Genomic DNA, 20166 nt, shown 5'->3' on the forward strand with positions numbered 1-20166 from the left:
GATGGTGAGCAAGGCCTTGTCATCCCCCCCTTTATCGAACCGCACATTCACCTCGATACCACCCAGACGGCTGGCGAGCCGAGTTGGAACCTCTCCGGTACCCTGTTCGAGGGGATCGAGCGCTGGGCCGAGCGCAAGGCGCTGCTGACCCATGAGGATGTGAAACAGCGAGCCATCCAGACACTGAAATGGCAGATTGCCAACGGCATCCAGTTTGTCCGTACCCACGTGGATGTCTCCGACCCCAATCTGGTCGCTCTGAAGGCGATGCTGGAGGTGCGGGAGGAGATGAAGGAGTGGGTGGAGCTGCAGATAGTGGCCTTCCCACAGGAGGGGATCCTCTCCTACCCCAACGGCAAGGCATTGCTGGAAGAGGCTCTCAAGCTGGGGGCCGACGTGATCGGTGCCATCCCCCATTTCGAGTTCACTCGGGAGTACGGGGTCGAAAGTCTGCACTACGTCTTCGATCTTGCGGAGAAGTATCAGGTTCTGGTGGATGTGCATTGCGACGAAATCGATGACGAACAGTCCCGTTTTATCGAGACGCTGGCAACCCTGGCCTACGAGCGCGGTATTGGCCATAGGGTGACCGCCAGCCACACCACCGCCATGCACTCCTACAACGGAGCCTATGCCTCGCGGCTGTTCCGGCTGCTCAGGATGGCGGACATCAACTTCGTGGCCAATCCGCTGGTGAACATTCACCTGCAGGGGCGCTTCGACAGCTATCCCAAGCGTCGTGGGATCACCCGGGTGAAGGAGATGCTGGAGGCGAACATCAACGTCTGCTTCGGCCACGACGACGTGTTCGATCCCTGGTATCCCATGGGCACGGCCAACATGTTGCAGGTGCTGCATATGGGGCTCCATGTCTGCCAGATCATGGGCTACGAGCAGATCAACGACAGCCTCAAGCTGATCGGCAGCCACAGCGCCCGCACCCTGAACGTGCAGGATCGCTACGGCATCGAGGTGGGCAAGCCCGCCAACCTGCTGATCCTTCCTGCAGAGAATGGTTTCGATGCGGTGCGCCGCCAAGTGCCGGTGCGTTATTCCATCCGCCATGGCAGAGTCATCGCCGATACTCGCCCGGCCGAGACGACCCTCCATCTTGTGAATGCAGAATCGGTAGACTTTCGCCGCTAGGGTCTAGCAGGGTCGATTAATTGCCCGGCTGTCCCCTGCTGCCGACATTTTGCATAATGCCAACCTGACAATCTTGGAGACTGCTTGATGCAAACCTGGTTATTTGTCGCTGCCGGAGGCGCCTTCGGTGCCTGCCTGCGTTTTGGCATCGCCGAGCTGATGGCCTGGCTGCTGGGACGCCACTTTCCCTATGGCACCCTGGTGGTCAACGTGGTGGGTTCCTTCATCATGGGGATTGCTTATGCCCTGATCAGCCATGGTCACGTGGTGGAACACCCGATGAAGCCATTGCTGATGGTGGGTATCCTCGGTGCCCTGACCACCTTCTCCTCCTTTGCCCTCGACACGGTCGTGCTGGCCCAGCAAGGGGCCTATCTGAAGGCGCTGCTCAATATCGGTCTCAATCTGTTCCTCTGTCTGGCCATGGTCGTGCTGGGGATGCAGTTGGTCGCAAGCCGGGTTTGAGGTGTCCGCACGCCATCGGCTCTGGTAAACTGGCGGCCATTCTTTGCTCTATGGGTATTTGAGGGATGTCGGAACAGACTACTACTACGCATTTTGGCTATAAAACCGTGGCAGCGACCGAGAAGGAAACCCTGGTCGCCGGTGTCTTTCATTCGGTAGCGGCCAAGTATGATCTGATGAACGATCTGATGTCGTTCGGCATCCATCGCCTCTGGAAGCGCTTTACCATCGACTGCTCCGGCGTCCGCAAGGGCCAGAAGGTGCTGGATCTGGCTGGCGGCACAGGGGATCTGACCGCCAAGTTCTCCCGCATCGTGGGTGAGACCGGCCAGGTGGTCCTGGCAGACATCAACGACTCCATGCTGAAAGTGGGCCGCGACAAACTGCGCAACCTGGGGGTGGCCAACAACGTCTCCTACGTGCAGGCCAACGCCGAGGCGCTCCCGTTCCCGGACAACCACTTCGACGTCATCACCATCGGCTTCGGCCTGCGCAACGTCACCGACAAGGACAAGGCGCTCGCCTCCATGTTCCGGGTGCTCAAACCGGGTGGCCGCCTGCTGGTGCTGGAGTTCTCCAAACCGGTGAGCGAAGTGATCGCCAAGCTGTATGATCTCTACTCCTTCAAATTGCTGCCGAAAATGGGCGAAATCGTCGCAAACGACAGCGAAAGCTACAAATACCTGGCGGAATCCATCCGCATGCACCCGGATCAGCAGACCCTGGCAGGCATGATGGAGAATGTCGGTTTCGAACAGGTGGAGTTTTACAACCTGACCCAGGGCGTGGTCGCCCTGCACCGCGGTTACAAGTTTTAAGGTCGCCTATGCCGATGGATGCCATGGTCACCGCGGTGATCGAAACCAGCCTCAACCAGTTGCTGGCCCTGGACAAACAGAGCCCGGAGCGGTTGCGCAAGCTGACGGGCAAGGTACTCAAACTGGAGCTGCGCGAGCTCAAGCCGCTCTGGTTTGTCTTCTCGGAGCGCCGTCTGGATGTGCTGGCCAGGTTTGAAGGGGAGGCGGATGCGGTGCTGAGCCTCTCCCTGACTGCCCTCGGTCTGCTCAAGGATCCCTCCGCCCTGACCCGCTACATCCGCGAGGAGAAGCTGGACCTGAGCGGTGACCCCCAGCTGGTGCAGGCATTCAGCGCCCTGCTTGGCGAGCTCGATATCGACTGGGAAGAGGAGCTGTCCCGCTACACCGGCGATGTGGTGGCCCACACCCTGTGCAGTGGTGCCCGTCAGGCTCGCCGTTTTGTGGGGCGAGAGTTGTGCCGTTCCCAGCGTCAAGTGGCCGAGTATCTGACCGAGGAGGCGAGGCTTGCCCCGGGTCCGCTGGAAGTGGCGAGCTTCAATGACGATGTCGAAGAGCTGGCCCAACAGATGAAGGCGATCGAGTTGCGGCTTGCCCGCCTCGAACAGCAGGTGAGCTGATGACCCCGAAGGAGTTCAAACGCCTCTATCGCATCGTCAGCATCCTGCTGGAACAGGGCATCGACGAGCTGGTGCCCGCCCGTTATCAGCCCTGGCCTGGCCGTCTGGCCCGTCGCAGTCTGTTCTGGCTCAAGAACAAGCAACAAGGCATGAGCCGTGGCGCCCGTATTCGCCTCGCCTTCGAGGCGCTTGGTCCCATCTTCATCAAGTTCGGCCAGATGCTCTCGACCCGCCGAGACCTGCTGCCCCCTGACATTGCCGAAGAGCTGGCCCTGCTGCAGGACAGGGTGCCTCCCTTCTGTGGTCAGGCCGCCCGTCGCCAGATAGAAGAGAGCCTGGGTTGCCCCGTCGAGACTCTGTTCGATGACTTCGACGAGACGCCGCTGGCATCCGCCTCCATCGCCCAGGTGCACACCGCCCGGTTGAAGGAGAACGGCCGCGAGATCGTCATCAAGGTGATCCGTCCCGATATCGAGCCGGTCATCGAGGCCGACCTGCGCCTGATGCAGGCCCTGGCTCGTCTGGTGGCCCGTTTCGTGCCCCAGAGCGGCCGACTGCGCCCCGTCGAGGTGGTGGAGGAGTATCGCAAGACCATACTCGACGAGCTCAACCTGATGCGCGAAGCGGCCAACGCCATCCAGCTGCGCCGCAACTTCACCGGCTCCGAGGCGCTCTATGTGCCCGAGGTGTTCACGGACCATTGCCGTGAGCAGGTACTGGTGATGGAGCGCATCTACGGCATTCCGGTCTCCGACATTGCGGCGCTGGAAGCCAACGGCACCAACATGAAGCTACTGGCCGAGCGCGGAGTGGAGGTGTTCTTCACCCAGGTGTTCCGCGACAGCTTCTTCCACGCCGACATGCACCCGGGCAACATCTTCGTCTCTTTCGAACACCCCGAGAATCCGCTCTGGATCGGCATCGACTGCGGCATCGTCGGCACCCTCAACCGGGAAGACAAGCGCTACCTGGCGGAGAACTTCCTCGCCTTCTTCAACCGCGACTACCGCCGTGTGGCCGAGCTGCACGTGGAGTCCGGCTGGGTGCCACCCGATACCAAGGTGGACGAGTTCGAGTTCGCCATCCGCACCGTGCTGGAGCCCATCTTCGAGAAACCGCTCTCCGAGATCTCCTTCGGCCACGTGCTGCTCAATCTGTTCAACACCGCCCGTCGATTCAACATGCAGGTGCAGCCGCAGCTGGTGCTGCTGCAAAAGACCCTGCTCTATGTGGAAGGGCTGGGTCGCCAGCTCTATCCCCAGCTGGATTTGTGGCAGACCGCCAAGCCCTATCTGGAAAACTGGATGCACGAGCAGGTCGGCCCCAAGGCGGTGTGGAATGCCATCAAGGAGAAGGCGCCGTTCTGGGCGGAGAAACTGCCGGAGCTGCCGGAGCTGGTCTACGAGACCCTGCGTCAGGCCCGCCATCAGCAGCACCACTTCGACCAGATGTTTGCCGATTTCCGTCGCCACAGTCGCCGTCAGGGGCAGGCTCGCTACCTCTTAGGGGTTGGAGCCAGCCTGCTGCTCGCGGGTGTATTCTTGCTGACCCAGAAACAACACATTGAGTGGGGACAAATCAGCCTCGCCGGCGCCGGGTTATGCTGGCTGCTGGGTTGGTTGCGAACCCGTTCCCATTAAATAACCTGCGCCATCGGGCGCCTATCCGGAGAGAAAGTCATGGGTGGTATCAGTATTTGGCAGTTGTTGATCATCGCAGTCATCGTCGTGCTGTTGTTTGGCACCAAAAAATTGCGCGGTATCGGTGGCGATCTGGGCGCGGCGGTCAAGGGGTTCAAGAAGGCGCTCTCCGATGAGCCGGCCGACACCAAACCCGAGCAGAAAGATGCCGAGTTCCCGACCAAGCAGTTGAACGAGACGGCCAGCAACGCCGAAGCCGCCAAGCAGAAAGACAAAGATCAGGCCTAAGCCATGTTCGACATCGGTTTTTGGGAACTGGTCGTCATCGGCGTCGTCGCCCTGGTGGTGCTGGGTCCCGAGCGGTTGCCGGTCGCGATCCGCACCGCCAGCCACTGGATAAGGCTGATCCGCAGCACCGCCAACTCGGTCAAGGCCGAGCTGGAACAGGAGCTCAAGTTGCAGGATCTGCACAACGATCTGAAGAAGGCCGAACGGTTGCAGATGAACAACCTGAGCCCCGAGCTGCAGGAGTCCATCGAGCAGTTGAAAGCGGCCGCCCAGTCGGTGAATCGTCCCTATCAGGGGGAGAACGAGATTCGCCCGCCTCGGGAGCCCGCCCAGGCTGAGCCAGCCACCCCGGTGGCGGCCCCGGCGCCCACCACAGAGGTGCCACCGGTCAACAGCCAGCGAGAGAGCGAGCCTGTGCCCGCCAGCGAGTCCGCAGCCAAAGGGGAGGTGAAGCCATGAGTCAGGCAGAACAACCCCTCATCAGCCATCTGGTAGAGCTGAGAACCCGTCTGCTGCGCGCCATCTCCGCCATCCTGCTGGTGTTCATCGCGCTGATCTACTTCTCCAACAACATCTACGACTTCGTGGCCCAGCCGCTGCTCAGCCAGTTGCCGGCAGGCACCAGCATGATAGCGACGGATGTGGCGACGCCCTTCATCACGCCCATCAAGCTGACCCTGGTGGTCTCCTTCTTCGTGGCGATCCCCTATCTGCTCTACCAGGCCTGGGCCTTCATCGCCCCTGGTCTGTACCAGCACGAGCGGCGGCTGATCCTGCCTCTGGTGGCCTCCAGCGCCGTGCTGTTCTACGCGGGGATGGCGTTCGCCTACTACGTGGTGTTCCCCCTGGTGTTCGGCTTCTTCACCAGTACCGCCCCCGCCGGGGTGACGGTGGCGACCGACATCGCCAGCTACCTGGACTTCGTACTGACCCTGTTCTTCGCGTTCGGGGTGGCGTTCGAGATCCCGGTGGCCACCATACTGCTCTGCTGGACCGGGGTGACCACCCCCAGGAGCCTGAAGGAGAAGCGCCCTTACGTCATCGTCGGGGTCTTCGTGGTCGGTATGTTGCTGACGCCGCCCGATGTCTTCTCCCAGACCCTGCTCGCGATCCCCATGTGGGGCCTGTGGGAGATAGGTCTGTTCTTCGCCCGCTTCTACGTGAAGAAAGAGGACGAAGAGCAGCAACAAACGGAAGAGGGGAGCTGAGGCTCCCTTCCTCTTTTCATGCATCCGTTCGAGGCGTATGGTAAGGCCCCATCGAGTAGCTGGTTTTCAAATACCTGATATGCACCTCGTTTGTCCGGAACCCCTGACTCCATGATCGACATCGGTTTGAACCTGACCAGCAGCCAGTTCGCAGGCGAACAGGCCGACCTGGTGGAACGCGCGCGCGCCGCCGGGGTGGAAGCTCTGATCCTGACCGGCACCGATCTGGCCGGCAGCCGCGAGAGCGCCGCATTGGCCGCCCGCTGGCCCGGTTACTGCTTCTCCACCGCCGGGGTGCATCCCCATGATGCCAAGAGCGTCGATGAGGAGACCCTGCCCGCCTTGCGCGAACTGGCGGCCCTGCCCCAGGTGGTGGCCATCGGCGAGTGCGGTCTCGACTACAACCGGGACTTCTCCCCCCGTCCGGTGCAGGACGCGGTGTTTGACGCCCAGCTGGCGCTCGCCGCCGAGCTCGGTATGCCGGTGTTTCTGCACTGCCGCGATGCCCATGACAAATTCGTCGAGATCCTGCGCCCCTGGTTGCCCCGCCTGCCGGGGGCCGTGCTGCACTGCTTCACCGGCTCCGATGCCGAGCTGGACGAGTGCCTGGCGCTGGGGTTGCATATCGGGGTGACCGGCTGGCTCTGTGACGAGCGCCGTGGCCAGCTGCTGCGCGAGCAGGTGGCCCGCATTCCGGCGGGTCGCCTGATGATAGAGACGGACGCCCCCTACCTGGTGCCGCGGGATCTGAAACCCAGGCCCAGACGCAACGAACCCGCTTTTTTGCCGCACATCGCCCAGGTGGTGGCGGCCTGCCGTGGTGAAGCGCCCGAGGCCTTGCTGGCCCATACCCGGGCCACCTCCGCCGCATTCTTCCAACTTCCGCTTTTGGAGTGATTCATGGCCACAACTCTTCCGGGGGCCTTCCCGGGCCGTCGCCTGCGCCGGGTGCGCAAACATGACTTCAGCCGCCGCCTGGTGCGCGAGAACGTACTGACCGTCGACGATCTCATCTATCCCGTGTTCGTGCTGGAGGGGGAGGGTCAGCGAGAGGCCGTTGCCTCCATGCCGGGGGTGGACAGACTCTCCATCGATCTGCTGCTCGAAGAGGCCGCCGAACTGGTGGCCCTGGGTGTGCCGGCGGTGGCCCTGTTCCCGGTGACGCCGCTGGAGAGAAAGAGTCTGATGGCGGAAGAGGCCTACAACCCGGATGCCCTGGCCCAGCGGGCGACCCGTGCCCTCAAGGCTCGCTTCCCGGAGCTCGGGGTTATCACCGATGTGGCGCTCGACCCCTTCACCACCCATGGCCAGGACGGCATCATTGATGACGAAGGCTATGTGCAGAACGACATCACCACCGAGATCCTGGTGAAGCAGGCGCTCTCCCATGCCGCCGCCGGGGCCGACATGGTAGCCCCGTCCGACATGATGGACGGCCGCATTGGTGCCATCCGCGCCGCGCTGGAGGAGAATGGCTTCGTCAACGTGCAGATCATGGCCTACTCCGCCAAGTACGCCTCCCACTACTACGGCCCGTTCCGCGATGCGGTGGGCTCCGCCGCCAACCTCGGCAAGAGCAACAAGGCCACCTACCAGATGGATCCGGCCAACGGCAACGAAGCCCTGCACGAAGTGGCCCTCGACATCGCCGAAGGGGCGGACAGCGTGATGGTCAAGCCGGGCATGCCCTACCTGGACATCATCCGCCGGGTGAAGGATCAGTTCGGCGTGCCGACCTTCGCCTATCAGGTGAGCGGCGAGTACGCCATGCACATGGCGGCGATCCAGAACGGCTGGCTCAAGGAGAAGGAGTGCGTGATGGAATCCCTGCTCTGCTTCAAGCGGGCCGGGGCCGATGGCATCCTCACCTACTTCGCCAAGCGGGTCGCCCAGTGGTTGAAAGAGGACGCCCGACGCTGAGGCGGGGAGTGTCCATTCCCTCACAATGCCGGCCCTCGGGCCGGCATTGTCGTCTCTGGCAGATGGAATGCTGGTTTTATGAACAAAATGCCTGAAAAAGTGGGCAACATGCCCGTCTCTTGGCGGCAAAGGCTTGATAAATGGGGTTTCTGCCTACATCTTAGATGGTCCAAGCAGGCTTCTGGACGGCAGGGGCTGCAGAGCATTTAGAGGTACCGCAGATGACTAACCCTTTGCTGACAATGGACTCGCTGCCTCCCTTCAGCCAGATCCAGCCCGATCAGGTGCAACCTGCCGTGACGCAGGCCATCGCCGATTGCAAACAGAAGATTGAGGACGTGCTGGCCCAGAAGGAGCCTCACACCTGGGACAGCCTGATCGCCCCGCTGGAAGAGGTCAACGACCGCCTCTCCCGGATCTGGTCCCCCATCAGCCACCTCAACGCCGTGCAGAACAGCGAGGCGCTGCGGGCGGCTCACGATGCCTGCCTGCCGCTGCTGTCCGAATTCCAGACCTATGTCGGTCAGCATGAAGGGCTCTATCAAGCCTATCTGGCCCTCTCCGAGAGCGATGATTTCCCCCGGCTGGATGATGCCCAGCGCAAGGAGATCCTGAACACCCTGCGCGATTTCCGCCTCTCCGGCATCGGTCTGCCTGCCGAGGCGCAGCAGCGTTACGGCGAGATCCAGGCCCGCCTCTCGGAGCTCGCCTCCCGTTTCAGCAACAACGTGCTGGACGCGACCCAGGGCTGGCACAAGCTGGTGACCGACGAGGCCGAGCTGGCCGGTCTGCCCGCGAGCGCCCAGGCTGCCGCGCGCCAGATGGCCGAACTCAAGGGCAAGGAGGGGTGGCTGTTCACCCTGGACATCCCCTCCTACCTGCCGGTGATGATGTACGCCGACAGCCGCGCCCTGCGTGCCGAGCTGTATGAGGCCTTCACCACCCGCGCCTCCGACCAGGGCCCCAACGCCGGCAAGTGGGACAACTCCGCCATCATGACCGAGTTGCTCACCCTGCGCCGGGAGCTGGCCCGACTGCTGGGCTTTGCCAACTATGCCGAGCTCTCCCTCGCGACCAAGATGGCGGACAAGCCGGAGCAGGTGGTGGACTTCCTCACCGACCTGGCTGCCAAGTCTCTGCCCCAAGGCAAGGCGGAGCTGGAGGAGATCCGCGCCTTTGCCGCCGAGCAGCACGGTCAGGACGAACTGGCGGCCTGGGATCTTGCCTATTACGCAGAAAAGCTCAAACAGCACAAGTTTTCGGTCTCTGATGAGCAGTTGCGTCCTTATTTCCCCGCCGGTCGGGTCGTGAAGGGGCTGTTCGAGGTGGTCAAGCGGGTGTTCGGCATGAAGGTGCGCGAGCGTCTCGGCATCGACACCTGGCACCCGGACGTGCGCTTCTACGACATCTTTGACGCCGATGACGAGCTGCGCGGCAGCTTCTACCTGGATCTCTATGCCCGCGAGCACAAGCAGGGCGGCGCCTGGATGGATGTCTGCCTGGGTCGCCGCTACCGTCAGGACGGCTCCCTGCAAAAGCCGGTGGCCTATCTGACCTGCAACTTCAACGGCCCGGTGGATGGCAAACCGGCCCTGTTCACCCACAACGAAGTGGTCACCCTGTTCCACGAGTTCGGCCACGGCATTCACCACATGCTGACCCGCATCGATGTGGCCGGCGTGGCCGGCATCAACGGCGTGGCCTGGGATGCGGTGGAGCTGCCGAGCCAGTTCCTCGAGAACTGGTGCTGGGAATCCGAAGCGCTGGCCTTCATCTCCGGCCATTACGAGACCGGGGAGCCGCTGCCCGCCGATCTGCTGGAGAAGATGCTGACCGCCCGCAACTTCCAGGCGGCGATGCAGATGCTGCGCCAGCTGGAGTTCGCCCTGTTCGACTTCCGTCTGCACCAGACCTTTGACCCGGCCAGAGCGGATCAGATCCCTGCGCTGCTGGCTGAGGTGCGCAGCCAGGTCGCCGTGATGACGCCTCCGGCGTTCAACCGCTTCCAGCACAGCTTCTCCCACATCTTCGCGGGCGGCTATGCGGCGGGCTACTACAGCTACAAGTGGGCCGAGGTACTCTCTGCCGACGCCTTCTCCCGCTTCGAGGAGGAGGGGATCTTCAACCCGGCCACGGGCCACTCCTTCCTGAAGAACATTCTGGAAAAGGGCGGCTCCAGGGAGCCGATGGAGCTGTTCCGTGCCTTCCGTGGCCGGGAGCCCCAGGTGGATGCGCTGCTGCGTCACAGCGGTATCGCCGCGTGAGGTCCCGCCGCCACAGTGAGCCTCGATTGGATGAGCTGCCGCGCCACTGCGGGAGCTTCAAGCAGGTACACATTTGCGGCATAGTGGGATCGAAACGTGATTTTTGATAGAAAAAGGGACCTTTTGGTCCCTTTTTCCAAGCCTTTTTAATATCTTGCGGAGTGCATGTTTGCACTGTCCCCGCCTCTTCAGTAGAGTCGGGTTCTACCTTCCAGGGAGAGAAAGAACCTTGCCATGAGGCGAGCACTCGAGTCTGTCTATCAAATCATCTCCAGCCTGTCTCATTCGAGTGGTCAGGGATATTTTGATGCCTTTGTGAGTGAAATCGCCAATGCGGTGGGGGCTGACTTCGTCCTGGTGTCCGGCAAGGATCAGGCGGGTCTGTTCTTTACCGTGCATGCCGCCTATCCCGCCTCCCTCGACATCAACGCCTACAGCTTCCCCCTCGCCGACACTCCGGGGGAGATCGCCATGCAGCAGGGTGAAGCCTGGTTCAGTGATCGCACCCGCCAGCTGTTCCCCCACGCCGCCGTGCTGGAGCGCTGCGAGGTGAGAGCCTATGCCGGCGTCGCGCTCAAGAACGCCGAGGGAGAGACCATCGGCCTGTGCAGCGTCATGTTCAAGCGGGCCATGCCGAGAATGGAGAAGATAGTGGGCCTGCTGCGTCTGCTGGCCCCGCTCGCCGGTCGTGAACTGGCACTGATGTATCAGCAGCGCCAGAGCCAGGAGCCGCCGGCGCAACCGGAACATCACCACTTCCTGGACACCATGATGTCCCATGCGCCCGTGGGCATCGGCAAGGTGGATCTGGGCGGCAAGATCCTCTGGGCGAACCCGGCCATCGAGAAGATGCTCGGCTACAGCCAGGAGGAGCTGCAACAGCTCACCGTCGCCGAAATCAACCATCCGGACGACTGGCAGACCAGCATTGCGCTCTACGACGCCCTCAAGCGGGGAGAGCGTCCCGCGTTTACCCAGGAGAAGCGTTATCTCCATCGGGATGGGACCGTCCTGTGGGGACGGGTGACGGTGACCCTGATCCGCAACGAGCAGATGTACCCCGACTATCTCATGGTGGTGCTGGAGAACATCGATCCCATCAGGCGCCATGCGGAGCAGCTCAAGCTCTCCCACCGGGTCTATGACAACCTCTCCGAAGCCATTCTGGTGTGCGATGCCGACAGTCGCATCATCTCGGTCAATCCGGCCTTCGAGAAGATCACCGGTTACAGCGAGGAGGAGGCGCGTGGCCAGCGGCCCAGCATGCTCAAGTCCGGACTGCACGATCAGACCTTCTATGCGGACATGTACCACGCTCTGGAGCGGGTGGGGATCTGGCGTGGGGAGGTATGGAACAAGCGCAAGAACGGCAAGCTCTATCCCCAGCAGCTGATGATCAGCGCCGTGCGGGAAGGGGGCAAGATCAGTCAGTACATCGCCATCTTCAGCGATCTTTCCCAGACCAAGCTGGCGGAGCAGAAGATCGCCGCCCAGGCCAACTACGACAACCTCACCGGCCTGCCCAACCGCTGGCTGTTCGGTCGCTGCCTGGCCCGCTTCTGCGAGCGGGGGGAGCGCTTCGCCCTCATGGTGCTCGACCTCAACAACTTCAAGGCGGTCAACAACAGCATGGATCACCATGTGGGCGACGCCCTGCTGCGGGAGGTATCGGATCGGCTGGTGAGCCGGGTACGCACCGAGGACCTGGTGGCCCGCATCGGCGGCGACGAGTTTGCCTTCCTGGTGCCCGGCATCGTCAACCGCCGTCAGGCCGAGGTATTTGCCAAGCAGGTGATCGGCGGCTTTGCCCGTCCCTTCATGTTGGCCAACCAGCACCTCTATGTGACCGCCACCCTGGGGATCACCCTCTGTCCCAATGACGGCGGCGACAGCGACGAGCTCTTGCGCAATGCCGAGCAGGCCCTGTTCGTCGCCAAGCGCCAGGGACGTTCCCTCGGCACCTACAACGCCTCCATGCGGGAAGAGGTGAGCCAGCGCCACCAGATGCAGCACGATCTGGCGGAGGCCATCAAGCTGGGCCAGCTGACCATGGCCTACCAGCCCATCTGGGACAACCGCAGCGGCCGGGTCGCCAAGCTGGAGGCCCTGGTGCGCTGGTATCACCCCCACTGGGGTCAGGTCTCACCGGCGGATTTCATCCCGCTGGCGGAAGAGGCGGGGCTCATCCAGGGGCTGGGTGCCCTGGTGCTGTGGCAGTCTTGCCGGGATCTGGCCAGATTGCAGCAGTCCGGCTTCCCGGATCTGCAGATGTCCATCAACCGCTCCACCCTGGAGTTCCAGACCATAGACCCGGAGGCCAACGAGTGGCTCAGGGTGATCCGCCACTTCGAGCTGGATCCGGCGGACATCATCATCGAGATCACCGAGTCCCTGCTGATGGAGACCAGCGATCAGCACAGGGTGCGGATCGATGCTCTGCGCGAGGCGGGCTGCAAGCTGGCCATCGACGACTTCGGCACCGGCTACTCAGCACTGAACTACCTGCGTACCTTCCCGGTGGATCTGGTGAAGATCGATCGCTCCTTCGTGCGCCATATTCCCTTCAACGAGCAGGACCGCCTGCTGCTCGACGGCATCATCAACATCGTGCACAACCTCGGCATGCAGGTGGTGATCGAAGGGGTGGAGACCCGGGAGCAGCTCAACTTCCTCTGCCAGAAGGGGTGCGCCTTCACCCAGGGGTATCTGCTCAGCCGCCCGCTGCCCTTCGACGATCTGACCGAGTACCTGAGTCTCAACCGTCAGGGAATGAACCTGGCGAATCTGACCACGGTGAGCTGACCCCCCGCTTCTGCTATCATGCCGGCTTCTGCGCCGTGATGAGTCCATGTTATGCCCCATATTCAGGTTTTCAGTGAAGTGCCCGCCCGCGATGGCGAGCTCGACGCCCTGCGCCAGCGCCTTGCCGACGTGGCGTTTCCCGCTCCTTTCGCCCTGGTGCTGACCGAATTGCGGTTGGAGCTGCGCAAGCTGGACGAACCCAAGCTGGGGGCCGTCTATGTGGACTTCGTGGAAGGGGCGGTGGCCCATAGGCGCAAGTTCGGTGGCGGGCGCGGCCAGTCCATCGCCAAGGCGGTGGGATTGAAGTCGGGAGCCATGCCGACCGTGGTGGATGCCACCGCCGGGCTCGGGCGCGATGCCTTCGTGCTCGCCACCCTCGGCTGCAAGGTGACCCTGATCGAACGCAGCCCCGTGGTGGCGGCCCTGCTCCAGGACGGTCTGACCCGAGCGGGGCAGGATCCCGAGATAGGCCCCTGGGTGCGCGAGCGGATGCAACTGCTGCAAGGCCCGGCGGTGGAAACCCTGCTGGCGCTGACCGAGCGGCCGGAGGTCATCTACCTGGACCCCATGTTCCCCCACAAGCAGAAGTCGGCGCTGGTGAAAAAAGAGATGCGGGTGTTCCAGTCCCTGGTGGGGGCGGATCTCGACGCGGATGCCCTGCTGCCGGCGGCGCTCAGGATGGCTGACAAGCGGGTGGTGGTGAAGCGGCCCGACTATGCGGGCTGGCTCAACGAGCACAAGCCCAGCATGGCCATCGAGACCAAGAGCAACCGCTTCGACGTCTATGTGATGGCGGCGCTGGCGAGTTGAGTGGCGACTGGCAGGGAGTCTGAGCGTCAAACGAAGAGGGCCAACCTGATCAGGTTGGCCCTCTTGCTATTCATTGGCTGCGGGGTGGGGCGAAGTGGATCCGCTTTTCTTCCCCTTGCCAGACGAGTTCCAGGGTCGCCAGGTCCGCCAGGCTGAGGCGCTCAGCGCGCTCCAGCAGCAGATATTCGACTCCGTCGCTGGCTTCTATGGTGCGGATCCTGTCCGCCCAGGTTCGTCCATCCCGGTCGGTGATCGTGACGGGCAGCTGCCAGCTGGCGGCGATCTCCAGCCAGTCGTACAGGTCACAGCTGACGGGTTGGTAATCGGCCATGGGGTGTGCGGCTCAGGCTTCCAGCAGCCGGGTGGACCAGCCCATCTTCTGCTGGCGCTCCACCTCGAGGCGAAGCTCGCTGGCGCGTAGGTAGTGCTCGTCCAGCCACCCCTTGGGCAGGGTCAGGGTCAGGGCATCTTCATCGGCTTGCAGCATGAACCTGGGCACAGTGCCCTGGGTCCGGCGCATGCAGAGGATGAGGGAGATGCGCAGGATGCGGGCCAACCGGATTGCCTGGCGACCGGTGACGGCGCCCTGTTTCTCCAGCGGCTCCAGCTTGAATTCATCCCGCTGGTTGAACAGCAGGGCCGACAGCAGCTTCTTCTGCGCGGGGGTGAAGCCAGGCATGTCGATGTTGTCGATGATGTAGGCGGCGTGCTGCGGCGCCTTCTTGTACTCGATGCACAGACCGATTTCGTGCAGCAGGGCTGCGTAGCGCAGGATCGGGCGACCGTAGCGCTTGGAGAGGCGCCAGGCAGGCTGCAACTGGGTGAACGCCTCGATGGCGGTGTCGCGGACCCGCTCGGCGTGCTCCTTGTCGAGCTGGTAGCGGCTGATCAGGCTGTCGGCGGTGCGATCCCGGGCATCACAGTCGTGATTGTTGCCGAGCAGGCCGTAGATGAGCCCTTCACGCAGTGCACCGCCCGCCAGGGTCATGCTCTCGATGTCGAGGGTCTCGAAGATGGCGATCAGGATGGCGAGACCGGAGGGGAACACGGTCAGCCGTTCGGCCGCCAGCCCTTCGAGCTGCAACTTATCGAGTCTGCCGCAGGCGATGGCCTGACCCATCAGCTCTTGCAACTTGGGCAGGGTGACCCGCTCGCTCTTGCCCTGGGCCAGCATGATCTCCTGCAGCGCCTGGACGGTGCCGGAGGCGCCGACGCAGGTGCGCCAGCCGAGGACACGGTAGTCCGCAGCCACTTTCTCCAGTACCGCCTTGGCGGCGGCAATGGCCTGGTTGAAGCGCGTCTCGGAGAGCTCGCCATCACCGAAGTGGTTGTTGAGCCAGGTGACGCAGCCCATGTGCAGGCTGTTGAGCAGCTTGGCTTCGCTCTGCTCGCCGATCACCAGCTCGGTGCTGGCCCCGCCGATGTCGATCACCAGCCGGTTGCCTTCCCCTGCCGACGTCCAAGAGACACCTTCATAGATGGTCTTGGCTTCTTCCTCGCCCGAGATGATCTCGATGCTGTGGTTGAGCACCCGTTCCGCTTCGCTGATGAATTCGTCGACGTTGGTGGCCAGGCGCAGGGTGGCAGTGCCCACTACCCGGATGTTGTCGGACGGGATGTCCTGCAACTGCTCGGAGAAGAGGCGCAGACAATCCCAGCCCCGCTCCATGGCGGCACGGTTGAGGCGAAAATCGGCATCGAGGCCGGCGGCGAGGCGTACCTTGCGCTTGACCTTGGTGACGGTGCGCAGGGCACCGGCGACCTCGCGCACCACCAGCATGTGAAAGCTGTTGGAGCCGAGGTCGATGGCGGCATAGAGAGGCGAGTTGTGCAACTTGGCCGATCCCTCAGTTCTTGCGGGGGGGGCGACGACGGTTGTTGCTGTTGCCACCGCCCTGGCGATCCCGCATGTTGCGGTTCACCGGCTGGCGGTTGCGGAACACCCGTTTTGGTGCGGTGACGTCATCCAGCAGCGCCTCGCGGTCATACTTGCTGACCGGGATGGGGTGGTGGATGTACTCCTCGATGGCCGGCAGGTTGAAGGCATAGTCTTCACAGGCCAGGCTGATGGAGTGACCGCTTCTGCCGGCGCGGCCGGTACGACCGATGCGGTGGACATAGTCTTCGGCATCGTCGGGCAGGTCGTAGTTGAAGACGTGGGTCACGTCGGGGATGTGCAGACCACGGGCGGCCACGTCGGTGGCGACCAGGATATCCAGGGTACCCTTGGTGAACTCTTCCAGGATCTTCATCCGCTTCTTCTGCGGCACGTCGCCGGTCAGCAGGCCGACGCGGTGGCCGTCGTTCTCCAGCCAGGCGTGAACGTCTTCACAGACGTGCTTGGTGTTGGCGAAGACGATGGCTTTCTCGGGCCACTCCTCTTCCATCAGGGAGAGCAGCAGCAACATCTTGTCTTCGTTGGAGGGGTAGAAGAGCTCCTCCTTGATCCGCACGCCGGTCATCTGTTCCGGTTCGACCTGTACATGTTCCGGGTGGTTCATGTGTTCATAGGCCAGCTCCTGCACCCGCAGGGAGAGGGTGGCGGAGAACAGCATGCTCAGACGCTCGGTGGCGGGGGGCATGCGGCGGAACAGGAAACGGATGTCCTTGATGAAGCCCAGATCGAACATGCGATCCGCTTCGTCCAGTACCACGACCTGGATGTTGCCGAGATCGATGACCTTGGACTTGAAGTAGTCGATGATGCGACCCGTGGTGCCGATAAGGATGTCGACGCCCTGTTCCAGCACGGCCAGCTGCTTGTCGTAGCCTTCGCCACCATAGGCGAGACCGAGCTTGAGCCCGGTGGAGGCGGACATGCTCTCTGCATCGTTATAGATCTGGACGGCCAGCTCCCGGGTCGGGGCCATGATGATGGCGCGGGGCTGGTTGATGAGGCGCGGCCTGGTCAGCGGATGGGTCAGCAAATAGTTGAATGTCGCCGCCAGGAAAGCCAGGGTTTTGCCGGTCCCCGTCTGAGCCTGACCGGCAAGGTCATGACCTTCAACCAGCAGGGGCAGGGACAGTGCCTGGATGGGCGTACAATAGTGAAATCCCTTTGATTCCAGACCAGCCAGAACTTCGGGTTCGAGGCCCATTTGGGCGAATTTTTCGGTCGTTAGATGTGTTTTGCTCATGGCGGTAGGTTATCAGGTTAGGCTTGCAATAATAAACAGGATCATTTCAAATAGGGCAACTATTGCCTTTGTTGAACCATCAATAAAGCCTTAATTACTGACTGGAGTTGGAGATGAGTGACAAGATTGTTCAGCTGAGCGATGCCAGCTTCGAGGCCGATGTAATCAACGCCGACAGCCCTGTTCTGGTCGATTTCTGGGCCGAATGGTGTGGACCGTGCAAGATGATTGCCCCGATCCTGAACGAAGTTGCTCAGGAATATGAAGGTCGCGTGACCGTGGCGAAATTGAACATCGATCATAACGCCGACACTCCGCCCAAGTACGGCATTCGTGGTATCCCGACCCTGCTGCTGTTCAAGAATGGTGAAGTGGCAGCGACCAAGGTCGGCGCCCTGTCCAAGACCCAACTGAAAGAGTTCCTGGACGGCAACCTGTAATAATCAAGAAGGAGCGCATTGCAATAATGCGCTCCTTGTGTTTTATCACCTAGACGCTCACCCTGATTGGTGCTAGTTTATCGCTCGTTTGCTAACCTTTTTGCCTGACTCTTTGCTTAACTACCAGCCTGGCAAGTCAAATCCGATCAGCATCAATCCAGCAGACTGTCTCCTCATTTCAATCCTTGCTTACAGACTTTCACCACTATGAATCTGACTGAACTTAAGAACACTCCTGTGTCCGAGCTGGTCCAGCTTGGCGAATCCATGGGGTTGGAAAATCTGGCTCGGGCGCACAAGAAAGACATTATCTTTGCAATCCTCAAGGCGCACGCCAAGGGCGGTGAGGATATCTTTGGCGACGGTGTGCTGGAAATCCTGACCGACGGTTTCGGTTTCCTGCGCAGTGCAGACGGCTCTTATCTCGCTGGTCCGGATGACATCTATGTCTCCCCGAGCCAGATCCGCCGCTTCAACCTGCGTACCGGCGATACCATTTCCGGCAAGATCCGGCCGCCGAAAGAGGGCGAACGCTATTTCGCCCTGCTCAAGGTCAACGACGTCAACTACGACCGTCCGGAAAACTCCCGCAACAAGATCCTGTTTGAAAACCTCACTCCCCTGCACGCCAACGAGCGTCTGCGCATGGAGCGTGGCAACGGTTCCACCGAAGACATCACCGCCCGTGTACTGGATCTGGCATCCCCGATCGGCAAGGGCCAGCGCGGTCTCATCGTTGCGCCGCCTAAGGCCGGTAAGACCATGCTGCTGCAGAACATCGCCCAGAGCATCGCCTACAACCACCCGGATTGTGAGCTGATCGTGCTGCTGATTGACGAGCGTCCGGAAGAAGTGACCGAGATGCAGCGCATGGTTAAGGGCGAAGTCATCGCCTCCACCTTCGACGAGCCGGCCTCCCGTCACGTCCAGGTCGCCGAAATGGTGATCGAGAAGGCCAAGCGTCTGGTCGAGCACAAGAAGGACGTGGTGATCCTGCTGGACTCCATCACCCGTCTGGCTCGCGCCTACAACACCGTCATCCCGTCTTCCGGCAAGGTGCTGACCGGTGGTGTGGACGCCAACGCCCTGCACCGTCCGAAGCGTTTCTTCGGTGCGGCGCGCAACGTCGAAGAGGGCGGCAGCCTGACCATCATCGCCACCGCGCTGATCGATACCGGCTCCAAGATGGATGAAGTCATCTACGAAGAGTTCAAGGGTACCGGCAACATGGAACTGCACCTCTCGCGCAAGATTGCCGAGAAGCGCGTCTACCCGGCCATCGATATCACCCGCTCCGGCACCCGCAAGGAAGAGCTGCTGACCGCACCGGACGAGCTGCAGAAGATGTGGATCCTGCGCAAGATCATTCACCCCATGGGCGAGATCGACAGCATCGAGTTCCTCATCGACAAGCTGGCTGCGACCAAGACCAACGACGAGTTCTTCGACTCCATGAAGCGTCAACAGAAGTAACAGCCTCTTCAATGACAAAACCGCGGCCCAGGTCGCGGTTTTTGTTTATCTATTTCACGGCTGGCTTAGTAGTATGAAGCCTCGATGTCACAAGGAAAGGGACGTCATGAAGCTGGTGTTGTTCATATGGATGGGTTGGTTGTGGCTGGCGGCCCCGGTGCATGCCGATTCCCCGCCGCAATTGCAGGCTCCCCTGGTGGCGGACGAGGGACTGGAGGGGCATCGGGCGTACCTGGACGGCCGCATGGCGCTCGGGCAGTTTGATGCCATGGACTCGTTGCTCGAGACCCTGTCGGTGGGGCAGCGGGAGTTCCTGTTGTTTCAGTTGCTGGGTGAGCTCAAGTCATCGGGCGCACCGAGCCCGGCGCTGCTGGCCTGGGTGCGGGCACAAGCGGCAAAGGCGCCAAAATGGCTGGTGGAAGGGAAGGTGGATGGTTTCCTGGTGCAGCTACCCGCCTACGACTTCCCCGCCGAGGCCCGGCTGGTGCTGAGCCACTGGCAGCAGCTGGCCTGGCAGGACAACTATCGCCAGTTGCTGGAGCAGGATCGCTTCGACTTCAAGCAGGTCTACTACAGCCGCAATCCCGAGCTGACACAGCAGCAGCAGGCCCTGCTGGCGGTGCTCGATCGGCAGCCGGTATCCGTGCTGCGCCGGGAGGCGCAGCGGCTTGCCGCCCTCAATCTCTTCCTGCCGGACAACCAGTTGCTGCTGCACTTCATCGAACAGACCGGGGAGACGGCACTCTACCTCAAGCTGTGGCGTCAGCCAGTGGATCACGACAGCCTGACTGCGCTACACACCATTTCCCGCTTTTATTCAGGGCAGGAGGCGAGCGATCTGCTGATCGCCGCCAGCCAGAACAGCCGCCTGATGGTCCCCGCCCTGCACCAGCTCAGCCGCCTCTCCCCCTTGCCGGACGGGGCCCAGCAGTACCTCCTGGCCGAACTCGGCAAGCACCAGTATGGCGGGCTGGTGGCCGGCCTGTTGTTGCAGATGGACGAGCCCAGGCTCCTGGGTCAATTGGCAAACCGGCTGACGCTTCAGGAGCGGCGACACGCCTCGTCCGTCATGAGGTCCGATACGGGTACACCGGATACGCCGCCAGGGTTATAATGCGGGACCACCTGATCCCGCTGG

At 62.0% G+C, this 20166-nt stretch carries 19 protein-coding genes; 16 read left to right on the top strand and 3 right to left on the bottom strand.

Translation table 11 applies throughout. From position 1 onward, the window contains the following. The 13 genes from J9893_RS06685 to J9893_RS06745 all read left to right on the top strand — a co-directional run. Positions 1 to 1146 (top strand): cytosine deaminase (locus tag J9893_RS06685; RefSeq protein WP_210621912.1); only part of this gene is annotated, 1146 nt, incomplete at its 5' end. Between the two features lie 87 nt (positions 1147 to 1233). Then, positions 1234 to 1611 (top strand): fluoride efflux transporter CrcB, encoded by a 378-nt coding sequence (gene crcB, locus J9893_RS06690; protein ID WP_010672354.1) that lies wholly within the window; start codon positions 1234 to 1236, stop codon positions 1609 to 1611. Between the two features lie 65 nt (positions 1612 to 1676). Next, positions 1677 to 2429, top strand: coding sequence for a bifunctional demethylmenaquinone methyltransferase/2-methoxy-6-polyprenyl-1,4-benzoquinol methylase UbiE (gene ubiE, locus J9893_RS06695; protein WP_039041078.1), 753 nt, complete (start codon positions 1677 to 1679; stop codon positions 2427 to 2429). An 8-nt stretch (positions 2430 to 2437) separates the two neighbouring features. Continuing rightward, complete coding sequence (locus J9893_RS06700) at positions 2438 to 3046, top strand: SCP2 sterol-binding domain-containing protein (protein WP_109111984.1); 609 nt, start codon at positions 2438 to 2440, stop codon at positions 3044 to 3046. After that, on the top strand, positions 3046 to 4686 hold the full coding sequence (gene ubiB / locus J9893_RS06705) for a ubiquinone biosynthesis regulatory protein kinase UbiB (protein WP_010672357.1): 1641 nt from the start codon (positions 3046 to 3048) through the stop codon (positions 4684 to 4686). The genes J9893_RS06700 and ubiB overlap by 1 nt, the downstream gene beginning before the upstream one ends. 39 nt (positions 4687 to 4725) lie before the next feature. Next, entirely contained in the window at positions 4726 to 4974 is a 249-nt protein-coding gene (tatA, locus tag J9893_RS06710; RefSeq protein WP_010672358.1) for a Sec-independent protein translocase subunit TatA, read from the top strand. 3 nt (positions 4975 to 4977) lie between these two features. Continuing rightward, complete coding sequence (gene tatB / locus J9893_RS06715; RefSeq protein ID WP_048209343.1) at positions 4978 to 5433, top strand: Sec-independent protein translocase protein TatB; 456 nt, start codon at positions 4978 to 4980, stop codon at positions 5431 to 5433. Next, positions 5430 to 6182 (top strand): twin-arginine translocase subunit TatC, encoded by a 753-nt coding sequence (gene tatC / locus J9893_RS06720; protein WP_010672360.1) that lies wholly within the window; start codon positions 5430 to 5432, stop codon positions 6180 to 6182. The genes tatB and tatC overlap by 4 nt, the downstream gene beginning before the upstream one ends. A 111-nt stretch (positions 6183 to 6293) precedes the next feature. After that, complete coding sequence (locus tag J9893_RS06725; protein WP_109111985.1) at positions 6294 to 7079, top strand: TatD family hydrolase; 786 nt, start codon at positions 6294 to 6296, stop codon at positions 7077 to 7079. 3 nt (positions 7080 to 7082) lie between these two features. Then, positions 7083 to 8102, top strand: a complete 1020-nt coding sequence (gene hemB / locus J9893_RS06730) for a porphobilinogen synthase (RefSeq protein WP_039041081.1) — start codon at positions 7083 to 7085, stop codon at positions 8100 to 8102. 221 nt (positions 8103 to 8323) lie between these two features. Then, positions 8324 to 10366 (top strand): oligopeptidase A, encoded by a 2043-nt coding sequence (gene prlC / locus J9893_RS06735; RefSeq protein WP_042879059.1) that lies wholly within the window; start codon positions 8324 to 8326, stop codon positions 10364 to 10366. Between the two features lie 234 nt (positions 10367 to 10600). After that, positions 10601 to 13168 (top strand): GGDEF domain-containing phosphodiesterase, encoded by a 2568-nt coding sequence (locus J9893_RS06740; RefSeq protein WP_143238245.1) that lies wholly within the window; start codon positions 10601 to 10603, stop codon positions 13166 to 13168. A gap of 60 nt (positions 13169 to 13228) precedes the next feature. Further along, positions 13229 to 13978 (top strand): class I SAM-dependent methyltransferase, encoded by a 750-nt coding sequence (locus J9893_RS06745; protein WP_143238430.1) that lies wholly within the window; start codon positions 13229 to 13231, stop codon positions 13976 to 13978. A gap of 70 nt (positions 13979 to 14048) precedes the next feature. Here J9893_RS06745 and J9893_RS06750 read toward each other — a convergent pair whose 3' ends face one another. Genes J9893_RS06750 through rhlB form a run of 3 tightly spaced genes read right to left on the bottom strand, consistent with a single transcriptional unit; the run spans position 14049 to position 17115 of the window. Next, the gene (locus J9893_RS06750; protein ID WP_041214156.1) at positions 14049 to 14309 is read right to left on the bottom strand and encodes a Rho-binding antiterminator; all 261 of its coding nucleotides are present in this window, start codon (positions 14307 to 14309) and stop codon (positions 14049 to 14051) included. A 12-nt stretch (positions 14310 to 14321) separates the two neighbouring features. Then, complete coding sequence (gppA, locus tag J9893_RS06755; RefSeq protein WP_010672367.1) at positions 14322 to 15812, bottom strand: guanosine-5'-triphosphate,3'-diphosphate diphosphatase; 1491 nt, start codon at positions 15810 to 15812, stop codon at positions 14322 to 14324. Positions 15813 to 15825: 13 nt separating this feature from the next. Beyond that, positions 15826 to 17115 carry an ATP-dependent RNA helicase RhlB gene (gene rhlB, locus J9893_RS06760; protein WP_049636361.1) on the bottom strand — a complete coding sequence of 430 codons (1290 nt, stop codon included), beginning with the start codon at positions 17113 to 17115 and terminating at the stop codon, positions 15826 to 15828. Positions 17116 to 17228: 113 nt separating this feature from the next. Between rhlB and trxA the strand changes: the two genes are divergently transcribed. From trxA to J9893_RS06775, 3 genes are all read left to right on the top strand, one after another. Next, positions 17229 to 17555 (top strand): thioredoxin TrxA, encoded by a 327-nt coding sequence (gene trxA / locus J9893_RS06765; protein WP_010672369.1) that lies wholly within the window; start codon positions 17229 to 17231, stop codon positions 17553 to 17555. 207 nt (positions 17556 to 17762) lie between these two features. Then, positions 17763 to 19028, top strand: coding sequence for a transcription termination factor Rho (gene rho, locus J9893_RS06770; protein WP_010672370.1), 1266 nt, complete (start codon positions 17763 to 17765; stop codon positions 19026 to 19028). 106 nt (positions 19029 to 19134) lie between these two features. Then, a complete protein-coding gene (locus J9893_RS06775; RefSeq protein ID WP_143238243.1) occupies positions 19135 to 20142 on the top strand; it encodes a hypothetical protein in 1008 nt (335 codons plus the stop codon). The last annotated feature ends 24 nt before the right edge of the window (positions 20143 to 20166 follow it).

The sequence above is a fragment of the Aeromonas sp. MaB10011B genome (assembly GCF_017939325.1).
GTDB lineage: Bacteria > Pseudomonadota > Gammaproteobacteria > Enterobacterales > Aeromonadaceae > Aeromonas > Aeromonas caviae.

Excerpts from the sequence above, each read along its gene's own strand:
- J9893_RS06775 (WP_143238243.1), top strand. The coding sequence starts at position 19,135 with ATGAAGCTGGTGTTGTTCATATGGATGGGTTGGTTGTGGCTGGCGGCC.
- J9893_RS06750 (WP_041214156.1), bottom strand. The coding sequence starts at position 14,309 with ATGGCCGATTACCAACCCGTCAGCTGTGACCTGTACGACTGGCTGGAG.
- tatB (WP_048209343.1), top strand. The coding sequence starts at position 4,978 with ATGTTCGACATCGGTTTTTGGGAACTGGTCGTCATCGGCGTCGTCGCC.
- hemB (WP_039041081.1), top strand. The coding sequence starts at position 7,083 with ATGGCCACAACTCTTCCGGGGGCCTTCCCGGGCCGTCGCCTGCGCCGG.
- ubiB (WP_010672357.1), top strand. The coding sequence starts at position 3,046 with ATGACCCCGAAGGAGTTCAAACGCCTCTATCGCATCGTCAGCATCCTG.
- crcB (WP_010672354.1), top strand. The coding sequence starts at position 1,234 with ATGCAAACCTGGTTATTTGTCGCTGCCGGAGGCGCCTTCGGTGCCTGC.
- J9893_RS06740 (WP_143238245.1), top strand. The coding sequence starts at position 10,601 with ATGAGGCGAGCACTCGAGTCTGTCTATCAAATCATCTCCAGCCTGTCT.
- rho (WP_010672370.1), top strand. The coding sequence starts at position 17,763 with ATGAATCTGACTGAACTTAAGAACACTCCTGTGTCCGAGCTGGTCCAG.
- J9893_RS06700 (WP_109111984.1), top strand. The coding sequence starts at position 2,438 with ATGCCGATGGATGCCATGGTCACCGCGGTGATCGAAACCAGCCTCAAC.
- rhlB (WP_049636361.1), bottom strand. The coding sequence starts at position 17,115 with ATGAGCAAAACACATCTAACGACCGAAAAATTCGCCCAAATGGGCCTC.
- trxA (WP_010672369.1), top strand. The coding sequence starts at position 17,229 with ATGAGTGACAAGATTGTTCAGCTGAGCGATGCCAGCTTCGAGGCCGAT.
- tatA (WP_010672358.1), top strand. The coding sequence starts at position 4,726 with ATGGGTGGTATCAGTATTTGGCAGTTGTTGATCATCGCAGTCATCGTC.
- prlC (WP_042879059.1), top strand. The coding sequence starts at position 8,324 with ATGACTAACCCTTTGCTGACAATGGACTCGCTGCCTCCCTTCAGCCAG.
- ubiE (WP_039041078.1), top strand. The coding sequence starts at position 1,677 with ATGTCGGAACAGACTACTACTACGCATTTTGGCTATAAAACCGTGGCA.
- tatC (WP_010672360.1), top strand. The coding sequence starts at position 5,430 with ATGAGTCAGGCAGAACAACCCCTCATCAGCCATCTGGTAGAGCTGAGA.
- J9893_RS06725 (WP_109111985.1), top strand. The coding sequence starts at position 6,294 with ATGATCGACATCGGTTTGAACCTGACCAGCAGCCAGTTCGCAGGCGAA.